This is a genomic window from Microbacterium sp. ZW T2_14, from assembly GCF_044987405.1.
In the GTDB taxonomy this organism is placed as follows: Bacteria; Actinomycetota; Actinomycetes; order Actinomycetales; family Microbacteriaceae; genus Microbacterium.
Window position 1 is genome coordinate 25,166 of record NZ_JBJDRK010000015.1, and the last position, 19,184, is coordinate 44,349.

Sequence of the window (19,184 nt, forward strand, 5' to 3'; positions counted from 1 at the left end):
TGCCCCGACCCGGGTGGCCGGGTCGAGGCATCCGTCGGCCTCACTGCGGTGTCGGGCTCGTCACTTCACGGCGATCGCGTCCAGCACAGTCTCGTTGAAGGTGCTGCCGGCGGCGTCCCACGCCTCGGACTTGAGCGAGATCTTCGTCGTGCCCTTCGGCGGCGTGATGGCGGCGGAGTAGGCGCCGGCAGAGCCGCTCACCGTGACGGCCGTCCACGTCTTGCCGGTGTCGTACGACGCCCACAGCTTCAGGCCCTCGATCGCCGCGCCGGTCGAGCCGTCCTGATGCGACACGGTCGGTGTGAGCGTGACCTTCTTCGCCGGAGCGACGTTCAGACCCGACAGCTGCTGCACGCCGTAGTCGAGCTGCAGCAGCGGCAGCACGGTGGGCAGGGACGTCGCCGCGCTCGTGAAGCTCCATTCGGTGCTGACGCCCGTGGACTGCGTCCACCAGCGCTCGAAGCGGTGGGTGTCGAGGGTCACCCGGAACGTGTGCTCCTCTGCCGGGAACGTGCCCCAGCCGCTGGCGTACTCGCTGCTTCCCACGGGCGCCCCATCCATCCAGATCTGCATCAGGCTGTCCGTTCCGCCATCGGGACCCGCGACGTTCGGGTGACCCTCTCCGTCCACGCGGTAGGGCAGATCGATCGAGAGGACGTCCCCGTCGCGGCGGACGGATGCCTGAGCCGGCGACTCCGGATCGGGCAGGAGCCCGCCGTGCACGACCTGCCCGAGCAGCGTCTCGCTTCCCGTCTCGCCGGGTGCGTAGGAGCGGAACGCGCCCGCGAAGTCCGTGGGGAACTCGTCCGCAGCGTTGCCCCCGCCGCCGGAATACGGCTCGGCGGTGTGCTGGTACTTCGCCGCCGGGTCGGCGAAGTAGGTGATGGTCCGGTCGGCGACCGGCTCGTCGAGCCAGCGGTTGAATCCGATGTAGCTGTCTGCCGTGACCATCCGGTGCCACTCCTGGAGCGACGAGCCGGCGGTCTGTCCCTTCACCGCGCTGGTGATGGACGCGGTGTTGGTCGAGTCGAGCCGGTAGTCGAGGCTCGCAGGAATGCCGTCCTCGACCTTGGCGAACGCGTAGTCGTTCGGCGAGTATCCGTAGCCGGTGCCCACGATCTTCGCGCCCTTCTTCGCGGTCGTGAGGGCCAGCACCTCCAGGCCCCTGTCGCGCGGCAGCGTGAGCGTCGGCAGCACCTTGTCGGGGAAGTTGCCCATCGCCACGAACTCGAGGTCCTCCCAGTACGGGCCGTCGGCGGCGCCGTACACGATGAGCGCGAGGGCGCCGGCATCCTTGGCCGCCTGGGTCTGCGCGTTGAGGAGACCGTCGACCGCTCCCACACGGCCGGGTCGCGCCTCGACGAGCGCGATCCTGCCGTTGACCCCCGCCGCCTGCAGCTCGGCGGGCGTGCCCGTGCCGGCCGGGACGACGGCCGTGTTCACGCGGCCGTACAGCTCGGGCGACGTGACGGCGTAGCGCAGGTCCTCGGAGAGGTCGATGGTCTGCGATCCCGCGGTGACCTCGACGTCGAGCTCGGGTGCGCCGAGCAGCCAGCTCTCGGTGAGCGTCTCCTCGCCCGCAAGCGCACCCTCGGCCAGCAGGTAGACCTCGTCCGGCACGCCCGGACTGCTGATGTACGCGCTCCCGCTCGTCGCCTGCGTCACCTCCCAGGAACGACCGGGGAGCGCGCGCTTGAGCACCTGCTCGAAGTTGGTGACCTGCGACTTCTTCTCGGTGGTGATCGTGACCGGCTTCGCCTTCGTCCCGTCGATGACGACCGGATACTCGCCGGGCGCCGTGAGATCGAGGTCGCGGGTGAAGAGCGTCGAGCCGCTGATGAGCGCTGCGCCGGGCTCGGTGTTGATCAGCGTGCCGAGGATCGCATAGCGGCCGACCGGCACGCGCACGTCGGCCGTGCCGCCGGAGATCGTGAAGCTCTGCTGGAACGACGGGTCGTCCAGGCCGTACAGCGTCGCGTAGCTCTGGCCTCGCACGAGAACACCGTCGGGCTGGAGGGCCTGCAGGTGCAGGCTCGCCATGTCGGTCTCGACCTGGTAGCCGAGCACCGTCCTGACGGGCGGGAAGCCCGGCCCGGCGGCCGTCACGACGCCCGTGTAGAAGTCGGGGTCGTCGACACGGGGATCGACGGTGACCTCCACGGATGCGGTCCCCCGCGCCGGCACCGTGACGACATCGCTCGACAGCGCGATCATGCCGTCCGGCACCGGTGCGCCGTCCGAGCCGGAGCCCGCCAGCGTCAGGTAGAGCGTGAGGTCTGTCTCCTGCGTGTTGGTGTACTCGATCGACGTCGTGCGCGGCGTCTGCGAGGCGCGCGGCGACTCGAACACGCCGATCGACAGCGACGCCGGATCGGCGTACAGCGGCTGGCTGATGGCGCTCGGGATGAGGATCTTGCCCGCGCCCTCCTTCCACACGTTCCCGACGGTCGGCTGCGCGGTGCCCATCAGCAGGGCCTTCAGCGCCTCGCCGTCGAGCTCAGGACGCGCGGCCTTCAGGATCGCCGCTGCGCCCGCAACGGCGGGCGCAGCCATCGAGGTGCCGCCGTCGTAGACGTACTTGTCGTCGGCGGGCACGTCGGGGCGGGTGCCCGCGGCTCGCGCCGCGAGGATCCACGCGCCGGGCGCCGTCACATCCGGCTTGACGCCGGCGTTCCCGAAGCGCGGGCCGGTCGACGAGAACGAGGCGAGCTGGTTCCACTCGTCCACCGCGCCGACCGTCAGCGCGCTCTGGGCGGTGCCGGGCGTCGTGACCGTCGTCGAGCCGAAGTTGCCGTCGTTGCCGGCGGCGACCACGACGAGCGTGTCGTAGCGCGACGAGATCCAGTCCACGGCGAGCGCGCCGGGATCGGTCCCGTCGGTGTAGTCGCCCTGCACGCCGAGACTCATGTTGATGACATCGGCGCCCTCCTCCGCCGCCCACTCCATCGCGTCGATGATCCACGACTCCTGGCCGTACCCTTCGGCGTTGAGCACACGCCCGTTGAGGAGCTTCGCGCCGTACGCGACACCCCGATTCGCACCGCCGGAGGCCTCACCCGTGCCGGCGACGATCGAGGCGACGTGCGTCCCGTGGCCCTTCTGGTCCTTCGTCGAGCCGCTGCCGGTGAAGTCCTTCTCGGCGATCACCACACCGTCGTCGAGGTCGGGATGCGTCGTGTCGATGCCCGTGTCGAGCACCGCGACCACCGCGCCGGTGCCGTCGAGTCCGGCCTCCCACGCCGCGGGAGCGCCGATCTGCGGCGCGGAGACCACATCGAGCGCTTCGACGGGGGCGTCGAGCCAGACCCGTTCGACCGCTCCACCCGCGGCCGCGGCCGCGACGAGGGCCGGAGCGCCGGTTGCAGGCACCTCGCCCGAGACGGCGTCGATCGACTCCAGCGTGCGGTCGGTGTCGACATCGAGTGCCTGCCACTCCGCCGCGTCGGCCTTCGCATCCGTCGGCTCGTCGGACTGCACGATGATCGGCACGCCATCGGTGGGGTCGAGGGCGGCGAGCCCCTTCACGTCGAACAGGCTCAGATCGAGCTGATCGGGCACGAGGCCGACCACGTCCGACGGCACCACGTAGTAGTGCTCGGCGTCGCCGTACGCGGCGTACGAGACGGGCTCGTCCGATTCGCGCGGCGCCGCGGTGAACTCCACGATCGGGGCGCCGTCGGCGCCCTCGTGGAGCGTCACCGTGTCGCCGGTGATGAGCGTGACCGGCTCTGCCGGTGCGGTCGACACCCATTCCGGCGACGTCGCCGGCGCTGTTGCCGTCGGCGCTGCTGCCGCGGCGGGCGATGCCACCGCCGTCGCTGCGGCGATCATGCCGGTGACGACGAGCGCGCCGCTCTTCCTGGCTCTGAATCTCACGTCTGTGCTCCTGTGCCTCGAGGGACGCAGCGGCGCAGGGCGGACCGTGGTGTTCGAGGGACCGGATGCCGCACATCGCCGTCAGCATCCCTGCCGATCGATGCGTCGACTCAAGCAGTGCTGGGAGCGCTCCCGCAACCATCTCCGCCAGGAATTTACATACGTTGTAAATGAGCTTCGCTCGCGCGTCCGGCTAAATATGTTGTGACCAGCCACTTAGCCGAGGCACCGTATACGATCCGGCGGGGCGGTCACAGAGTCGTAACACGGGCGACTCGTTCCGCCGGCGGCTCAGCGCAGCACGCGCCCGCTCACGGCCAGCGTCAGCCGCCGAGGCATGAGACCGGCGAGCTTCGCGCTGACCGCATTCGCCCAGCCCGACACGACGCTGGCGCGTCGCCCGCGATCGAGCTCGCGCAGCGCGAGGCCGACCACCTCGGCCGGCGTCTGGAAGCGCCCGACCGCGGCATCCTCCGTGCCGACCACGTCGAAGAACTCGGTGCGCGTCGCCCCCGGGCTCAGCGCCAGCACCCGCAGTCCGCTCTCCCGGGTCTCGTACGCGAGCGCTTCGGTGAAGCTCAGCACGAAGGCCTTCGTGGCGCCGTACACCGCCATGTTCGGACACGGCTGGTACGCAGCCGTGCTCGCGATGTTCACCAGGGCTCCCCGGCCCTCGGCCATGAGGTCGGGCAGCAGCTCCCGCGTCACCGCGACGAGGTTCGCGACGTTGACCTGCACCATCTCGCTGATGCGACCCGGATCGGCGTCGGCGAAGGCACCCTTCATGCCGAAGCCGGCGTTGTTGATGAGGGTGTGCACGCGGATGCCGCGCTCATCGAGTGCCGTGCGGAGGGCGGTGGCGGCATCCGTTCGAGAGAGGTCGAGCGCGATCACCGTCGCGCGCACGCCGTGGGCCGCTTCCAGGCGCTCCGACAGCTCGCGCAGGCGCTCCTCGCGCCGGGCGACGAGCACGAGGTCGGCGCCACGAGCGGCGAGCTGTTCGGCGAACTCGGCGCCGAGCCCGGCGCTGGCACCGGTGATGAGGGCGGTCATGCCGGAGTAGGTGATGGTCATGGGGCCAATGTAGACACTGACAGCATTGTTGTCAATGCCAACTTGCGGCTAGGGTGAGGAGCGTGACGGAGCGCTCGTATCACCACGGCAATCTGCGCGCGGCGCTGCTCGACCGCGCGTGGCAGGTCGTCGACTCACAGGGCGCCGAGGCCCTGTCGCTGCGACAGCTGGCTCGCGATCTCGAAGTGAGCCACGGGGCATCCGCGCGACACTTCCGCGACAAGCAGGCCCTGCTCGATGCCCTCGCCGTGCTCGGATTCGCGCGCCTGAACACGGCGCTCGCGGATGCGGTCGACACCGCGGGGCCGTTCGCCGGCCGCTTCCGCGCCGCCGGCGACGCCTACGTGGGCTTCGCGGTGCGGCATCCCGAGATCCTCCGGACGATGTACTCCACCAAGCACCACCCGGCCGCCTCGCCCGACCTCATCGAGCTCAGCCACGTCGCGATGCCGGCTCTGGTCGCGCTCTTCCGCGCCGCGCAGGACGCCGGGGAGCTGCCGCCCCGTCCACCCGAGGAAGCCGCGCTCGTCGCGTTCGCCGCAGTGCACGGGGTCGCGACTCTCGCCACCGACGACCTCCTCGACGGCGTCCCGTGGGAGGACGCCACGGCCGCGACCATCACCGCCGTCTGGCGCGGCCTCGCCTCTCCGCCGGTCGGCTGAAGCGGGCGACGCCATCGGGTGGTCTCCCGAGAGCGGGACGATCCGCTCCGAACCGACCTGCGTCGCATCGGCTGTTCCGGGGACACCCGCCCAGGGTGCCGGAGACGACGGATGCCGCGACCCGGCGAGGTCGCGGCATCCGTCGTTCTGCGGGTCAGGCGCCGCGCAGGCGGTCGGCGAGGTAGGCGTGCAGCCCCTCGAGGGGCACCCGCTCCTGGCCCATCGTGTCGCGGTCGCGCACGGTGACGGCGCGGTCCTCGAGCGAGTCGAAGTCGACGGTCACGCAGAACGGCGTGCCGATCTCGTCCTGGCGACGGTAGCGGCGGCCGATGGCGCCGGCATCGTCGAAGTCGATGTTCCACTCGCCACGGAGGTCCTCAGCCACCTCGCGGGCGATCGGCGACAGCTGCTCGTTGCGCGACAGCGGCAGCACCGCGGCCTTGACGGGGGCGAGGCGCGGGTCGAGCTTGAGCACCGTGCGGGTGTCGGTGCCGCCCTTCGCGTTCGGCGCCTCCTCCTCGTGGTACGCGTCCACGAGGAACGCCATCATGGCGCGGGTGAGGCCGAAAGAGGGCTCGATGACATAGGGGATGTACTTCTCGCCCGACGCCTGGTCGAAGTACGACAGCGACTGACCGGAGGCCTCCGCGTGCGAGCCGAGGTCGTAGTCGGTGCGGTTGGCGACACCCATGAGCTCGCCCCACTCCTTGCCGGCGAAGCCGAAGCGGTACTCGACGTCGATGGTGCCGTCGGAGTAGTGCGCGCGATCCTCTTCGGGCACGTCGAACCGGCGCATGTTGCCGGCGTCGATTCCGAGGTCGATGAACCAGTTCCAGCACTCCTCGACCCAGTGGTCGAACCACTCCTGGGCATCGGCCGGCGGCACGAAGTACTCGATCTCCATCTGCTCGAACTCGCGGGTGCGGAAGATGAAGTTGCCGGGCGTGATCTCGTTGCGGAACGCCTTGCCGACCTGGCCGATGCCGAACGGCGGCTTCTTGCGGCTCGCGGTGAGCACGTTCGCGAAGTTCACGAAGATGCCCTGGGCCGTCTCGGGGCGGAGGTAGTACAGGCCGCTCTCGTCGTCGACGACGCCGAGGTACGTCTTCACCAGACCCGAGAACTCCTTGGGCTCGGTGTACTGCCCCTTCGTGCCGCAGTGCGGGCACGGCACGTCGGCGAGCCCGTTCTCGGCCTTGCGGCCCTTGCGCGCCTCGAAGTCCTCGATGAGGTTGTCGGCGCGGAACCGCTTGTGGCAGTGCAGGCACTCGACCAACGGGTCGGTGAAGGTCGCGACGTGACCGGATGCCTCCCACACGCGCTTGGGGAGGATGATCGACGAGTCGAGGCCGACCATGTCGCCGCGGCCGCGCACGAACGTCTGCCACCACTGGCGGCGGATGTTCTCCTTGAGCTCGGTGCCGAGGGGACCGTAATCCCACGCCGACCGGGATCCGCCGTAGATCTCACCCGCCTGGAACACGAACCCGCGGTGACGGGCGAGGGCGATGACTTTGTCGAGGCGAGACTGCTCGGCCACGGTGGCTCCAATGGTCGGGTGGGGATGCACGAGGGTGCGGATGCCACGGACCGCGGCATCCGTCGATTCTATCGAGCGGAGCAACGTGCTTGTCCGTCGCGAGCGCAGCATGGGGAACTCTCCCCATCGAGCGCCCGGACGGGCCGACCTAGGATGATTCACGTCGATCGGAGTCACAGTGGACGGTGTCCAGCTCAATCTCGCGCGGCTCCTGGAAGCCGGGTCGAGACTCACCTCGGTGAAGGGCGAGTTCGAGAACGCGTCGGCGAACGCCCGGGGACTCGCGGACGCCGTCGGCCACGACGGACTCGCGGACGCGCTCGTCGACTTCGCCGACAAGTGGGACGACACGCGCAAAGACATGGTGGCGAACATCGGGACCCTGGCCGAGGCGTCGACCGGCATCGCCGAGGCGTTCGGGCAGCTCGACACCGAGTACGCGAACGCCCTCTCGGGCGACGGCGCAGCGCCCCCCACCGGTGGACATCGGCCGGAGACCCTGTGATGTCCCGGCCCTTCGACTGGACGCCGCTCGACCGCGGCTCGGACCCCATCCCCGGCGAGCCCGATCGCGTCCGCGATGGTGGCCGTGACTACGTCGACGTCGCCGGCGCCATCGGCCGTGCCGTGCGCGCCCTCCGAGCGATGGAGCTCGACGGCGATCGCTCCGACGCGACCGACGAACTCATCACCAACGCCGGCGACGTCGCGGACGACATCGAGCGTGCGCAGGAGCGCTACCGCGAGACGGGGCTCGCGCTGCTCGCGTACGCGCCACGCCTCGCGAGCGCGCAGCAGACGTCGCTCCGGGCGCTCACGATGGCCGAATCGGCTCGTGAAGCGGCCGCGGACGCTCAGCAGTCGCGTCAGCACTACCTCGACCTCGCCTCCGACGCCGAGAGCGCGGACGGCGCCTCCGACTACCGCGATCGCGCCCGGGGATACGAGGAGGCCGGCGACGACGCCGCCGGCGCGCTGCGGAGCGCTCGCGCCCTGCTGGAGGACGCGATCGACGAACGGGACGGCGCCGCGCAGGACGCGATCGACCGCATCCGCGACGTCATCGACGGCGACGGTCTCAACGACTCGTGGTGGGACGACTGGGGAGCGGATCTGCTCGCCGCCATCACCGACATCGCCGGCTGGGTCGCCACCGTCGCCGGCGTCTTGGCGCTGTGCGTGTCGTGGATCCCCGTGATCGGCCAGGCGCTCGCCGGCGTCCTGCTGATCGTCGCCGGTGTCGCCGCCGTGATCAACGCGATCGGCAACGTCATCCTGGCCGCGAGCGGAGAACGCAGCTGGACCGAGGCGGTCATCAGCATCGCCGGAGCGGCCCTGTCGGTCATCGGACTGGGCGCGGTCGCCCGGTCGCTCGGCAAGCTGGCCACCGTCGCGCGGATCAACAGCGCCGCCCGACTGCAGCCGCTGCGCCAGGGCGAGACGATGATGCTGATCCCGCTGCGCAACGCCAATCGCTACTCTGTCGCCTCGCTGCGCGAGTCCGAAGCGCTGTGGCGGTCGCCCGTCTCCGACCTCGCCGCCGACACGCCCCTCTACCGCCTCTACAGCGGAAGCAGCCAGCTGGGCTCATCGTTCGGCAGTGTGCCGCCGACGACGCTGCGCTTCCCCCACAACTCGCTGGGGCTCCCCGCCGCGAACACGATGGAGCGCATGGCCACGTTCCAGATCGACGACATCGGACAGCTCGCGCTCCAGCGGCACGCGCTGCCCTACGAGGGCACGCTCGGCGGTGCGGCGGAGTACGTCTTCCCCCGCGCCGCGGGCGTCAGCGTCGTGAACGACGTGCCCTTCGTGATTCCATGACGCGCATCGACCGGCTGAGCTTCCCGTATCCCGCGGCCCTGTACCGCGGCGACGGGAGCGGTGCCGCCATCGTCCACCGGCAGGCCGCGATCGACACCGGCCCGTCCTGGGCGAGGGTGATCGAGCCGGGAGCGGGCATCGGTCCGGGCTTCGTGTACCTCCAGTACCACGGCGGGGATGTCGCCGTCTTCGCGGTCGACGGAGCGGCGTCCGACGAACCTCCCGCACAGACGCACCTCGATCCTCGACTGCGCGCCGTGGGCGAGTACTTCGAATCGGCAGACCCCGACGAGGCGCGTCGCTCCGACATCGCGAGCGGGGCGAAGCGTCGTGCAGACCTCGCAGCGATCCGAGCGGCCACCTTCGCCGTCGCCGGAGACGCCGACGGCCGCCGCTGGTCGGTGGAGGTCGGCCCCACGGTGGGGAACAGCACGCAGCTCGTCCTGCGGAGCGATGCCGGAGAGGTTCGGCTGATGGACACGACCGCGCCGCGCGAACGGCTCGAGCAGGCGCGGACGACGACCGTGGCCATCCAGGCGACGGAGATGGTGAACCGCCGCTTCGGGTTCGGCACGGGGCGACGTCCGAACACGGTGCAGCTCACGCTGCGCCCGGCGGAGCAACCCGCCGAGGGTGCCGAGTGATCAGCGCCCGGCCGGTCGCCGCGTCCGCGGACGTCGGATCGCCCGAGCTCGCGGCCGCACTGGCCGCATCCGACCCGGTGGCGGTCGGTCGCGCGCTGCAGTCAGGGTGGGTGATCGTCGCCGTCACCCGCCACGACGACCGCACCGACATCCGGCTGTTCGAGGGCCTCGATGCTGAGCCCCCGGGCTGGGAGCTGCCGCTGTTCTCGACGACCGCCCAGCTCGGCGACTTCCTCGCCGACGATCCGGCGCGCGAGTTCGACTTCGTGCGGGCGGCATCGCTCGCCGGATTCCTCCAATCGGCGCGCGAGACGATCGCCCGCGTCGTGTTCGACCCGGCGAGCCCGCATGCGGTCGCGGCATCCGTCGACGACATCCTCGACGCGATCAGCGATCCCGCCGGCGAGCCCCGGCCGTCGGCGCGCGGCATCGCCGACACGGATCGTGCGCTGGATCTCGAGCTGCCGCTGGGCGACGACTGGTTCCGGATCGATCTGACCGACCTCGCCGGCCGTGAGGAGCGGGTCTCCGAGCTGGTCGACCGCCAGCTCGCAGGGCTCGATGCCGGACCGGTGCTCCGGACCCAGCTGTCGCAGTGGCTGCGCCGCATGATCCGCGTGGCCGACGGCGGCCGCGGTCGCGAGACGGCGTTCCTGACACGCCGCAGCGACACCGCCGCGCTCGCGCTGTCGATGACGCGCTACTGGCAGCCGCTGGGTCCTGCGCTCGGGGGGCGCGACCACCTCGACGCGCTCGCCGACCGCCTGCGAGCCCATCCCGGCGAGGACGAGCTGGTCACGGCCCAGACGCCGACCGGCAGGCTTCTTCGGCACACGCATGAGTCCGAAGGCAGCGCCGAGCTTCGCGCCCAGTCGATCCCCGTGCTGACGATCGACTACTGGCTGGAATTCCCCGACCGCCGCGGCCTGTGCCTGGTGAGCTTCTCGACGCCGCATAGCCCGCTGCGCGAGGCGATCAGCGAGCTCACCGACGAGATCGTGGTCGCGTCGTCGTGGGTGGTCGCGGGCACGGATCCGGAGACGCCATGACCGATCCCGAGTCGATTCCGGTCACGCCGGCTTCGGCGGTCACCTCGGCCCGCCTCGCCGCCGCGCTGGCCTCCGGAGATGCCGACGAGATCGGCAGGGCACTCCGCCACGACATCGTCGTGGTGCCGCTGCTGCGCGGCGCCGACGGCACGGCCCAGATCCGCGTGTTCCAGCCGGAGGGGGGCGGCACCGACCTCGCGCTGTTCTCGTCCTCCACGGCTCTGGCTCAGTTCCTCGCCGGCGACGGGCAGCGCGAGTTCGACGTCCGTCGGGGCGGTGAGCTCGCCCCGTTCCTCGCCCAGCATCGGGCGACGCTCACGCGCGTGGTGTTCGATCCCGCCGGTCCCCATCCGGTCGCGGCCCCGGTCGACGCCGTCATCGACGCGCTGCGACCGCGGGCCGATGACGACGACCTGGCCTGGATCGCCGGCGCCGAGCAGGGTCCGGGCGACGTCGTCGACTTCCGCCTCGCCATGCCGCTCGGCGCGTGGGAGCGCGCGGTTCCGGCCGACCTGCTCCCCGCGAGGTCTCATGCCGCGGCGCAGTTCGTCAAGCGAGTGCGCAAGGGGGCGCCTCCGGCACGTGACGTGGTGGCGGCGTGGGTCTCGGACACCGCGCGCGCATGGGCGGCGCTCCCCGCCGTCCGAGAGGTCGATCTTCATGTGAGCGGCCGGGGCGGCGACGCCCTCGTCGTGCTCGCCTCCCGCTCGTGGCACGTCGGCCGGATGGACCCGGACGGCGAGGCCGGTCGAGCCCTCGCCGCTCACGGCGAAGGCTTCACCCGGTTCGACGCGGGGGGCGCGATGCCGGGCGTGCGCGGCATCCATCCCGTTCCCGCACCGGGCGCACCGGGAGGCCGTGCCGTCACCGTGGACTACTGGCTGCCGTTCCCCGACGCGCAGGGCGTCTGCCTCGTGCGCTTCGGCTCGCCCCAGCCCGAGCGCGTCGCCGATGTGGTCGCCGTCTGCGAACCCGTCGTCGCGAACGGAGCCTGGGCGGAGCTGCGGCGCGACTGAGCGCGCGTCGGCCGATGCCGCGAAGCTGAGCGCTCGCTCCGGGCTAGTCGCCCCGCGGGGACGGGCCGTTCTCGCCGTCCGCGCTCTCGAAGGCGCGGTCCCAGTCCTGGAGCTCCTTGCGCCGGCCCATGAGCCCGTCGAGCGACACCTGGAAGTGGAGCCCGCGGCGCGCGTTGACCTGCTTGATGTTCTCCACCAGCTCCGTGGAGAAGGACGCGAGGGCGGTGCGGACTTCTCGGACGCGCTCGTCGGGATCGTCCCACAGATCCGGGTGCGTCAGGATGTCGAGCAGGTAGTCCCGGTCGAGCGCACCCGTGAGCTTGCGGAGGGTCTCGCCGTACTCCACCGCCGCGATCGAGCGCTGGCCCTCTTCGCCCTTGCGGTCCAGGCGGTCGAACAGCTCCGTGGTGTTCTGGGCGATGAGCCCGACCTGCGCGGCGACCTCGCCCGCCTGGGCGACGCCGGCCGAGCCCGCGCGCGCGTACTCGGCGGTCAGCGCCTGCAGGGTCTGCACGTGGGCGCGCACGGGCTCGGGGAGGGCGTGGCGAGCGGGCACCGGCCGGTTGCGGCGGCGCGCCCTCAGCACGCCCCACACGGCGCCGCCGGCTGCCACGAGCACCGCAGCGCCGATCGCGATACCGAGGAACGGCCCCCCGTCGCCCGATCCGGCCGGATCGGGCGAGACCGCGACGACCCCCTGGATCGTCTCGGTGAGTGCCGCATCGAGGTCGCCGCCCGGCATCTCCGCCTGGTTCGCGATCCGCATCGCCTCGCCCTGTTCGAGCACCCGCGAACCCGCCGAGAGGTCGTCGCCCACCGCCACGATGATGGTCTCGCACTCGGGATGGGCGGCGGCGAGCTGCGCCACGATGTCGGGACCGGATGCCTCGAATGACGCGTTGTCGGAGAACACCGCGACGCCGATCGACTCCTCGCCGATCTGCGCCTGCAGCTGGTCCTCCAGAGCCGCCGCGCCCGGCACCTCGGCCGACACGTAGACGCCGTCCGCCCCGATGCCGTCGACGGCATCGTCGACGTAGCCCTGCCCGTCCGTCGCCACGATCATGCGGTCACGCCTAGAAGTTGTTGATCACGGACGCGAACACCAGGTCGATCTTCGCCGCGTCCGACGCGTCGAACCACTGCCCGCCGGTCGCCTCGGCGATGCGCTGCAGCGCGGCCGTGTCGGCGCCCTCGCCGTACGCGATCGGGAAGATGCGCACCGGAGCCTCGTCGCCGCCCTCCTTCGACGCGGCGCCGATCCTGGCGACGAGGGAGTCGAGCGAGATCGACGAGTCGGTGTCCTGCCCGTCCGAGAGCACCACGATCGCGTTGATGCGACCGGGCTCGGCGCGCGCCGTCATCTCCTCGTAGGCGGCGGCGATCGCGTCGTACAGCGGCGTGCCGTCGCGGTGGGCGTACCGCAGGTCGTCGAGCGAGGCATCCACCGACTCGCGATCCGAGGCGAGCGGCTCGACGTCGCGCAGCACGACGATGTTCTGGCCCGCCTCCGACTCCACGCCCGTCGTGAAGGCCCAGACCCCGACCTCATCGGACGAGCGGAAGTGCCCGAGCGTGGACTGCGCGCCCTCGATGGCGCCGTCGAGCTTGGAGCGGCCGTCGCCGATCCCTTCGTCCATCGAGCCGGAGATGTCGATCACCTCGAGCACCGACGACGGCTTGCGGATCTGGGTCCACTGATCGATCGCCGCCGACACCACGTCGACCGCGGGCTTGGGCAGCGTGACCGCCGGGCCGGCAGGGTCGACCCCGTACTCGGCGGTGAACAGGTCGCCGAGAGGTGCGGCGGCATCCAGCGGCCGGAACCCGTATTCGGGCAGGATCTTCTGCGCGGCATCCGTCTGCAGGAAGGCCGCGAAGGCCGCACCCGCGGTGGCCTGCACGTCGGTCACCCAGTCGGCGCCGAGCACGGTGATCGGGTTGTCGGACCACATCGAGCCGCCCGACGGGTAGACCGCGACCAGCTTCTCCTTCGGCGGCGTCAGCGTCTCGCCGGGCTGCACCGTGTGCGAGTCGGGGTTGCCCTGGTTGTAGTTGAGGAGCGACGTCTCTTCCAGCGCCACGGCCGACACGTAGCCCGATCCCCCGGCGCCGTTCTGCGTCTCGTCGTAGAGGCGCGTCAGCACCTTGCCGGTGGTGTCGCCGTAGTGGATCACGCACTCCTCGAAGACGCGCGAGAACTCCGAGGCCGCGGCGACATCGGCGGCCGTCAGATCGGACGTCTTGCCGGATGCCTCGTACGACTGCATCAGGATCGCCGAGAGCCCGGTGGTCGAGGTGTTCGGGTTGGTCTTCGAGATCTTGAACGATCCCCACAACGGCTTGCCGACGCTCGCCCAGCCCTGCGGGTCCTGGCAGAGCGCCTCGAAGTCGGCGATGCCGATCTCGGTTCCGGGCCAGCCGAGGGCCTTGGCCATCGTCTCGGGCACCCCGAACACGACGGGCGTGTGGGTGAACGACTCGGGTTCACCGACGAGGGAGGGGGATGCCGCGGCCGCGACCCGGTCGGTCCAGACCGTCGACGCGGGCGACCACATCGTCGGCCAGCGGCGCTGGTTCTCGTCGGGCCAGTCCGCGCCCGAGGTGAGGAACCGCGTCGCGTCGCCCGAAGAGACGTTGACCGGGTGCACCGTGGCGCACTCGTCGAGCTGCTCGTGCTGCGGCGACTCCTTGAAGGCGTCGGCGAGCGCGTCGAGCATGTTGACCTTCTCGGACGAGGTGGCGACGACCACGCTCGTGCACCCGTCCTCGGCGAAGTCGCCCTCGCCGAGGTCGCCGCCGTCGGGCGTGCTGCCGGTGCAGGCGGCGAGCGCGATCGTCGCGGCGATCAGCACCGCCGTCGCCCCCAGTGCACGCGGTCGAGTCCGGGCGAACGGGGTGCTGTCGGCGGACGAACGCCGGGCTCGTGCAGGCATGGCAGAAGCCTACGGCCCCGCACCCCGGCCGCACAGACGCCCGGCCCCGGCAGGGACGGCCGCGACATAACCTGGACGCGTCGATCGGAGGAACAACGATGATCGAGCAGACTCCAACCCCGTTGCAGCGCACGCAGGGGTGCGCGCAGCGGTGCCGCCGGCGGTGGGCCGCCGTCGCCGTGGGAATCGCCCTGGTGGGCGCCCTGGCGGGCTGCGCGACGAGCGGCGCGGACGACCTCTACGACGCCGCGCGCCAGACCAACCTGCTGTTCAAGTCGGCCGTCGGCACCGTCCAGCTGCATCTCTACGACGGCGACTGGCAGGTGCAGGAGTACGGCGATGCCCCGGTCGACTGCGGCAGCGGGTACTCCTTCGTCATAGGCCGCACCACACCGGAGGGCTGGACCCTCGACGCCGACGCGATGTCGACCGCGCACCACCTCGCGGGCTGGCTGACCGCGCGGGGCTGGACCACGACGGATGCGGAAGCCTCCGGCGACGGGATCGCCGTGGTCGAGGCATCCAATCCCGCCTTCGCCATCGCGTCGCTCGTCGTCGAAGTGCGGGACGGCCAGGTGCCCGATGGAGAGGCTGCCGCCGACGCGATCGGCGTGCACGCCGAGGCAGCCTGTCAGGATGGCGACGCCGATGCGCTGGCCGCGGTCCTCTTCCCCGGATCGCCCGACGCGGCGCACGACGCGCTCCCCGTGGCGGAGCCGGCAGGCGCGGTGCCGGTCTTCGGCTTCACGGCGGACGGCCATCCGCGCTGACGGGCTCAGACCTCGCGCAGCGCCTGCCGGTCGACATCGGCGATCGAGGTGAACCCCGCGAGGCCCAGCGTGATGTCCAGCTCGGCGAGGACGTTGCGCACCACCTCGGCCACACCGGCCTCGCCGGCGATGCCGAGTCCGTACGCGTACGGGCGGCCGAGGGCCACGGCGGTCGCACCGAGAGCCAGCGCGATGAAGACGTCTGAGCCCTGGCGCACGCCCGAGTCGAAGACGATCGGCACCCGGCCCGCCACCCGCTCGGCGATGGTCGGCAGCACCTCCAGCGTCGGGACCGACTGGTCGATCTGGCGTCCGCCGTGGTTCGAGATCCAGATGCCCTCCATCCCCGCATCGAGGGCACGGATCGCGTCGTCCGGGTGCACGATGCCCTTCAGGATGATGGGGAGCGATGTCCACTGCCGGGCCTTGGCCAGGTCGTCCCAGGTCAGCGCGGGTGTCGAGAAGACATCGAGGAACGTCTCGACGGCGGCGCGCGGCAGCGGCGAGCGCAGGTTCTCGCGCATGCTGGTGGAGCCCGTCAGCGCGGCGCCCTTGCGGGCGATGCGCACCCCGGCGGCCACGGCTTTCGGAGTGAGCCTGACCGGCGGCGCGGCATCGGCCGCGGCATCCGGTTCCCTCATCCCGGTCGCTGAGCCTGTCGAAGTGCCCGCCGCCGAGGCCCGCGAGCGCTCGCGCACCAGCTGCTGGAAGACGGGGTCGCTCGTGTACTGCGCGATGCCCATGGCGCGCGTGAACGGCAGGTACGCGAGGTCGAGGTCGCGCGTGCGCCAGCCGAGCAGGTGGGTGTCGAGCGTCACGACGATCGCTTCGCAGCCGGATGCCTCGGCCCGCCGCAGCAGCGAGGCGTTGAGATCGTCGGAGGCCGACCAGTAGAGCTGGAACAGCCGGGGCGCGGTGGGCGCCGCGTCTCGGATCTCCTCCATCGAGAAGGACGCCTGGTTCGACAGGGTGTACGGAATGCCGTGGGATGCCGCGGCCCGCGCCACGGCGAGGTCGGCGTCGGCGTGGGCGAGTTCCATGACGCCGAGCGGGGCGAGCAGGAGCGGCGTCGGGCGGCGGACGCCGAGGAACTCGATCGACAGGTCGCGAGACGACACGTCCCGCAGCGGTCTCGGCCACACCTGCCAGCGGCCGAACGCGGCGCGGTTGGCGGCGACGGTGCGCTCGGCGCCCGCGCCCCCGGCGAGGTAGGCGAATGCCTCCGCGCTCAGGGCCTTGCGGGCGGCGGCTTCGAGCGCCGCGGCGTCGACCGGAACGCGCGGGCGGGTGCCGCTGATGCCGGCGCGGTAGATGCTGGACTGCGCCCGGCGCGAGATGCCGCGCGAGGTGGCGGCCGGGTCTTCGGGGGGAGCGGCGCTTCCTTGAGCCATGCGGTCAGCCTACGCACCGGCGCCGGCGGCACACCGCGCGGGTTTGGGGCGGGTTCGGTTTCTTCGGGGCGGAAGAGACGCGCCCCAAACGGAGAACACGCGCCCCAAACCCGATGGTGCGCGCCGAGCCCCGCCGCCGGGCGGAGGCCGATCCCGTCGGTCCCCGCACCGAGCCCGCCGGTGCAAGCGCCTTCCGTGCGCGCAATTCCCCTTCGCGAGGGTCAGCTGCCGAATCGGCACCAGTCGGCGACCCAGGTGAGGATCCGCGCGCGCATCTCCTCCCCGACGAACAGTTCGAACTCGCCGGGTTCTCCATCGAGACGGACCCGCACGTCGAAGATCGTGCCGCGCTTGTCTTCCAGCACCGCGTGGGGATCGCAGCGGAACGGCGCGAGCGGAAGCTCGAGCACGATGGGATCCGCCTTCGCGGCGGCGATGTCCAGGTCGAGCCGGTAGAGGTCCTCCTCGGGGGGCACCCCCGCGAAGCTGAGGAGGTTCGTGCCCTCCACCCCGACAACCGTGACCGCACCCGTTCCCGTCGGTGTCACTGTCAGCTCCAGCGCGGCAGGCTGGCCCGGCGGCGACGGCTCGAACCCGGTGAACGAGAGCGTCGCGGCATCCATCACCCGGTCCATCAGGCACTCGCGGGCATGCAGGCCCTCGAGGAACCCGAGCGCGTCGGGAGCGGATGCCGTCGCCTCGGCCGTTCGAGAGTCCGAGACGATCTCCAGCACCACCGTCCCATCGCCTTCGTCGGGCGCCGGGCACGCGACGGGCGGCAGCTGAACGCGGATGTCGACGGACGCGCCCGCGGGGATCGTGCTCGTGCGATCCGCGATCACCCGGGTCGCCGGGCCGTCGAGCCGAGGATCTTCGACCCGCACCTCCCCCACCGCGATCGCAGTGTCGGATCCGTTCGTCACGCGCACCTGCGCCTGCCGCGGCCCCACATCGGCGCGAAGCTGCGCGAGCTCGACGGTCACGCCGGCCGGCAGGGTCGGCGCAGGGTCGGGGACCGGCGCCGGCGGTCCGGCGCAACCCGCCAGCACGAGGCCGGCAGCGGCCACCACCGCGCCCGCCGCGACAGCCCGCATCGACCTCGTGACCTGTACCGTTCTCAGGACCGGTGCGCGCCGCGGGCCCGCAGACGCGGCGGGTCGCGGCATCCGTCCCCCCTCCGTCCTGAGAACGGTACGCATCACGGGCATGGATCGCACTCCCGCGGCCTAGCGGGTGAGGGTCTCGCGGGCGACGGTGAAGTCGTCGAGCGCCACCGGGTCGATCTCGACCCCGAGGCCGTGGCCAGTCGGCACACGCACGTGGCCGTCGTCGAGCACCGCCGGCTCGGTCACGATGTCGCGCGTGTAGAAGCGGCTCGACGCCGATACGTCGCCGGGCAGTGTGAAGCCCGGCAGCGCGGCGAGCGCCGCGTTCGCCGCACGGCCGATGCCGGTCTCGAGCATGCCGCCGCACCAGACCGGCACGCCGGCCGCGAGGCAGCGGTCGTGGATGCGGACGGCCTCGAGGTAACCGCCGACGCGGCCGGCCTTGATGTTGATGACGGATGCCGAGCCCAGCGCGAGCGCGTCGGCCGCCGCCTTGTCGGAGACGACGGACTCGTCCAGGCACACCGGCGTGCGCAGCCGCCGCGCCAGCGTCGCGTGGTCGACGAGGTCGTCCTCCTGCAGCGGCTGCTCGATCAGCAGCAGGTCGAAGCGGTCGAGCTCGGCCAGGGTGTCGGCATCCGCCAGCGTGTAGGCGGAGTTCGCATCGACCTGCAGCGGGATCGTGCCGAAGGCGTCGCGCACCGCGGCCGTGTCGGCGACGTCGCGCCCAGGCTTGATCTTGATCTTGATGCGCACGTACCCCTCGTCGAGATAGCCGCGCACGGTCTCGACGAGGGTCGCGGAGTCGCGCTGGATGCCCACGGACACCCCGCTCGGCACACGGTCGCGCACCGCGCCGACGTACTCGCCGAAGCTGCGCCCCTCCGCCCGCAGGGCGGCGTCGAGCACCGCCAGCTCGAGCCCGGCCTTGGCCATGCGGTGGCCCTTGAACGGCTCGAGCGCACCCGCGACGTCCTGGGGCGCGACGCTTCCCCGATCCAGCAGCGCCGGCACGAGGAAGCGCAGTGCGACGTCCCACGCGCCCTGCGTGTACTCGCTGGAGTACAGCGGATCGGCCTGCGTGACGATCTCGCCCCAGCCACTCCCGTCGCCGGTCAGCGCGCGCACCAGGATGACCTCTCGCACCGTCTCGGTGCCGAACGACGTCGTGAACGGGGCGACGAGCGGCAGGTGCAGCACCCGCAGCTCGAATCCTTCGAGGGCGACGGATGCCGCCGGCCGGGCGATGGGCATGCGCTCAGCGTACGCCCGGCCGCCGCCCTCGCGACGGCAGCC

Annotated in this window: 15 protein-coding genes; 7 read left to right on the plus strand and 8 right to left on the minus strand. The window is 71.6% G+C overall.

Going from position 1 to position 19,184, the window contains the following annotated elements; genetic code table 11:
- Positions 1-60 precede the first annotated feature (60 nt).
- Positions 61-3,876 carry a S8 family serine peptidase gene (locus tag ACI3KY_RS07290; protein WP_404929514.1) on the minus strand — a complete coding sequence of 1,272 codons (3,816 nt, stop codon included), beginning with the start codon at positions 3,874-3,876 and terminating at the stop codon, positions 61-63.
- Positions 3,877-4,167: 291 nt separating this feature from the next.
- Positions 4,168-4,950: an SDR family NAD(P)-dependent oxidoreductase gene (locus tag ACI3KY_RS07295; protein ID WP_404929515.1), complete on the minus strand. Its 783-nt coding sequence runs from the start codon at positions 4,948-4,950 to the stop codon at positions 4,168-4,170.
- A gap of 62 nt (positions 4,951-5,012) precedes the next feature.
- On the opposite strand from ACI3KY_RS07295, the gene ACI3KY_RS07300 reads away from it, so the two are divergent.
- Complete coding sequence (locus tag ACI3KY_RS07300; protein WP_404929516.1) at positions 5,013-5,612, plus strand: TetR/AcrR family transcriptional regulator; 600 nt, start codon at positions 5,013-5,015, stop codon at positions 5,610-5,612.
- A 154-nt stretch (positions 5,613-5,766) separates the two neighbouring features.
- Here the strand turns inward: ACI3KY_RS07300 and ACI3KY_RS07305 are convergent, their stop codons facing one another.
- Positions 5,767-7,152 carry a glycine--tRNA ligase gene (locus ACI3KY_RS07305; RefSeq protein ID WP_404929517.1) on the minus strand — a complete coding sequence of 462 codons (1,386 nt, stop codon included), beginning with the start codon at positions 7,150-7,152 and terminating at the stop codon, positions 5,767-5,769.
- Between the two features lie 178 nt (positions 7,153-7,330).
- On the opposite strand from ACI3KY_RS07305, the gene ACI3KY_RS07310 reads away from it, so the two are divergent.
- The 5 genes from ACI3KY_RS07310 to ACI3KY_RS07330 are packed head-to-tail and all read left to right on the plus strand — an operon-like array spanning position 7,331 to position 11,685.
- The gene (locus tag ACI3KY_RS07310; protein ID WP_404929518.1) at positions 7,331-7,657 is read left to right on the plus strand and encodes a hypothetical protein; all 327 of its coding nucleotides are present in this window, start codon (positions 7,331-7,333) and stop codon (positions 7,655-7,657) included.
- Positions 7,657-8,976, plus strand: a complete 1,320-nt coding sequence (locus ACI3KY_RS07315) for a putative T7SS-secreted protein (protein ID WP_404929519.1) — start codon at positions 7,657-7,659, stop codon at positions 8,974-8,976. Before ACI3KY_RS07310 ends, ACI3KY_RS07315 begins: the two co-directional genes overlap by 1 nt.
- Entirely contained in the window at positions 8,973-9,620 is a 648-nt protein-coding gene (locus ACI3KY_RS07320) for a hypothetical protein (RefSeq protein WP_404929520.1), read from the plus strand. The genes ACI3KY_RS07315 and ACI3KY_RS07320 overlap by 4 nt, the downstream gene beginning before the upstream one ends.
- Complete coding sequence (locus ACI3KY_RS07325) at positions 9,617-10,669, plus strand: hypothetical protein (RefSeq protein ID WP_404929521.1); 1,053 nt, start codon at positions 9,617-9,619, stop codon at positions 10,667-10,669. The genes ACI3KY_RS07320 and ACI3KY_RS07325 overlap by 4 nt, the downstream gene beginning before the upstream one ends.
- Positions 10,666-11,685 carry a hypothetical protein gene (locus ACI3KY_RS07330; protein WP_404929522.1) on the plus strand — a complete coding sequence of 340 codons (1,020 nt, stop codon included), beginning with the start codon at positions 10,666-10,668 and terminating at the stop codon, positions 11,683-11,685. Before ACI3KY_RS07325 ends, ACI3KY_RS07330 begins: the two co-directional genes overlap by 4 nt.
- 43 nt (positions 11,686-11,728) lie before the next feature.
- Here ACI3KY_RS07330 and ACI3KY_RS07335 read toward each other — a convergent pair whose 3' ends face one another.
- Positions 11,729-12,751, minus strand: a complete 1,023-nt coding sequence (locus ACI3KY_RS07335) for a hypothetical protein (protein WP_404929523.1) — start codon at positions 12,749-12,751, stop codon at positions 11,729-11,731.
- 10 nt (positions 12,752-12,761) lie between these two features.
- The gene (locus tag ACI3KY_RS07340) at positions 12,762-14,621 is read right to left on the minus strand and encodes a substrate-binding domain-containing protein (protein ID WP_404929524.1); all 1,860 of its coding nucleotides are present in this window, start codon (positions 14,619-14,621) and stop codon (positions 12,762-12,764) included.
- A 98-nt stretch (positions 14,622-14,719) separates the two neighbouring features.
- Between ACI3KY_RS07340 and ACI3KY_RS07345 the strand changes: the two genes are divergently transcribed.
- Positions 14,720-15,391 carry a hypothetical protein gene (locus tag ACI3KY_RS07345; protein WP_404929525.1) on the plus strand — a complete coding sequence of 224 codons (672 nt, stop codon included), beginning with the start codon at positions 14,720-14,722 and terminating at the stop codon, positions 15,389-15,391.
- Between the two features lie 5 nt (positions 15,392-15,396).
- Here ACI3KY_RS07345 and ACI3KY_RS07350 read toward each other — a convergent pair whose 3' ends face one another.
- The 3 genes from ACI3KY_RS07350 to menC all read right to left on the minus strand — a co-directional run bounded on the left by ACI3KY_RS07350 (position 15,397) and on the right by menC (position 19,142).
- Entirely contained in the window at positions 15,397-16,782 is a 1,386-nt protein-coding gene (locus tag ACI3KY_RS07350) for an alpha-hydroxy-acid oxidizing protein (RefSeq protein ID WP_404929526.1), read from the minus strand.
- A 221-nt stretch (positions 16,783-17,003) separates the two neighbouring features.
- On the minus strand, positions 17,004-17,876 hold the full coding sequence (locus ACI3KY_RS07355; protein ID WP_404929527.1) for a hypothetical protein: 873 nt from the start codon (positions 17,874-17,876) through the stop codon (positions 17,004-17,006).
- Positions 17,877-18,008: 132 nt separating this feature from the next.
- Positions 18,009-19,142 (minus strand): o-succinylbenzoate synthase, encoded by a 1,134-nt coding sequence (menC, locus tag ACI3KY_RS07360; protein WP_404929528.1) that lies wholly within the window; start codon positions 19,140-19,142, stop codon positions 18,009-18,011.
- Positions 19,143-19,184: the final 42 nt, after the last annotated feature.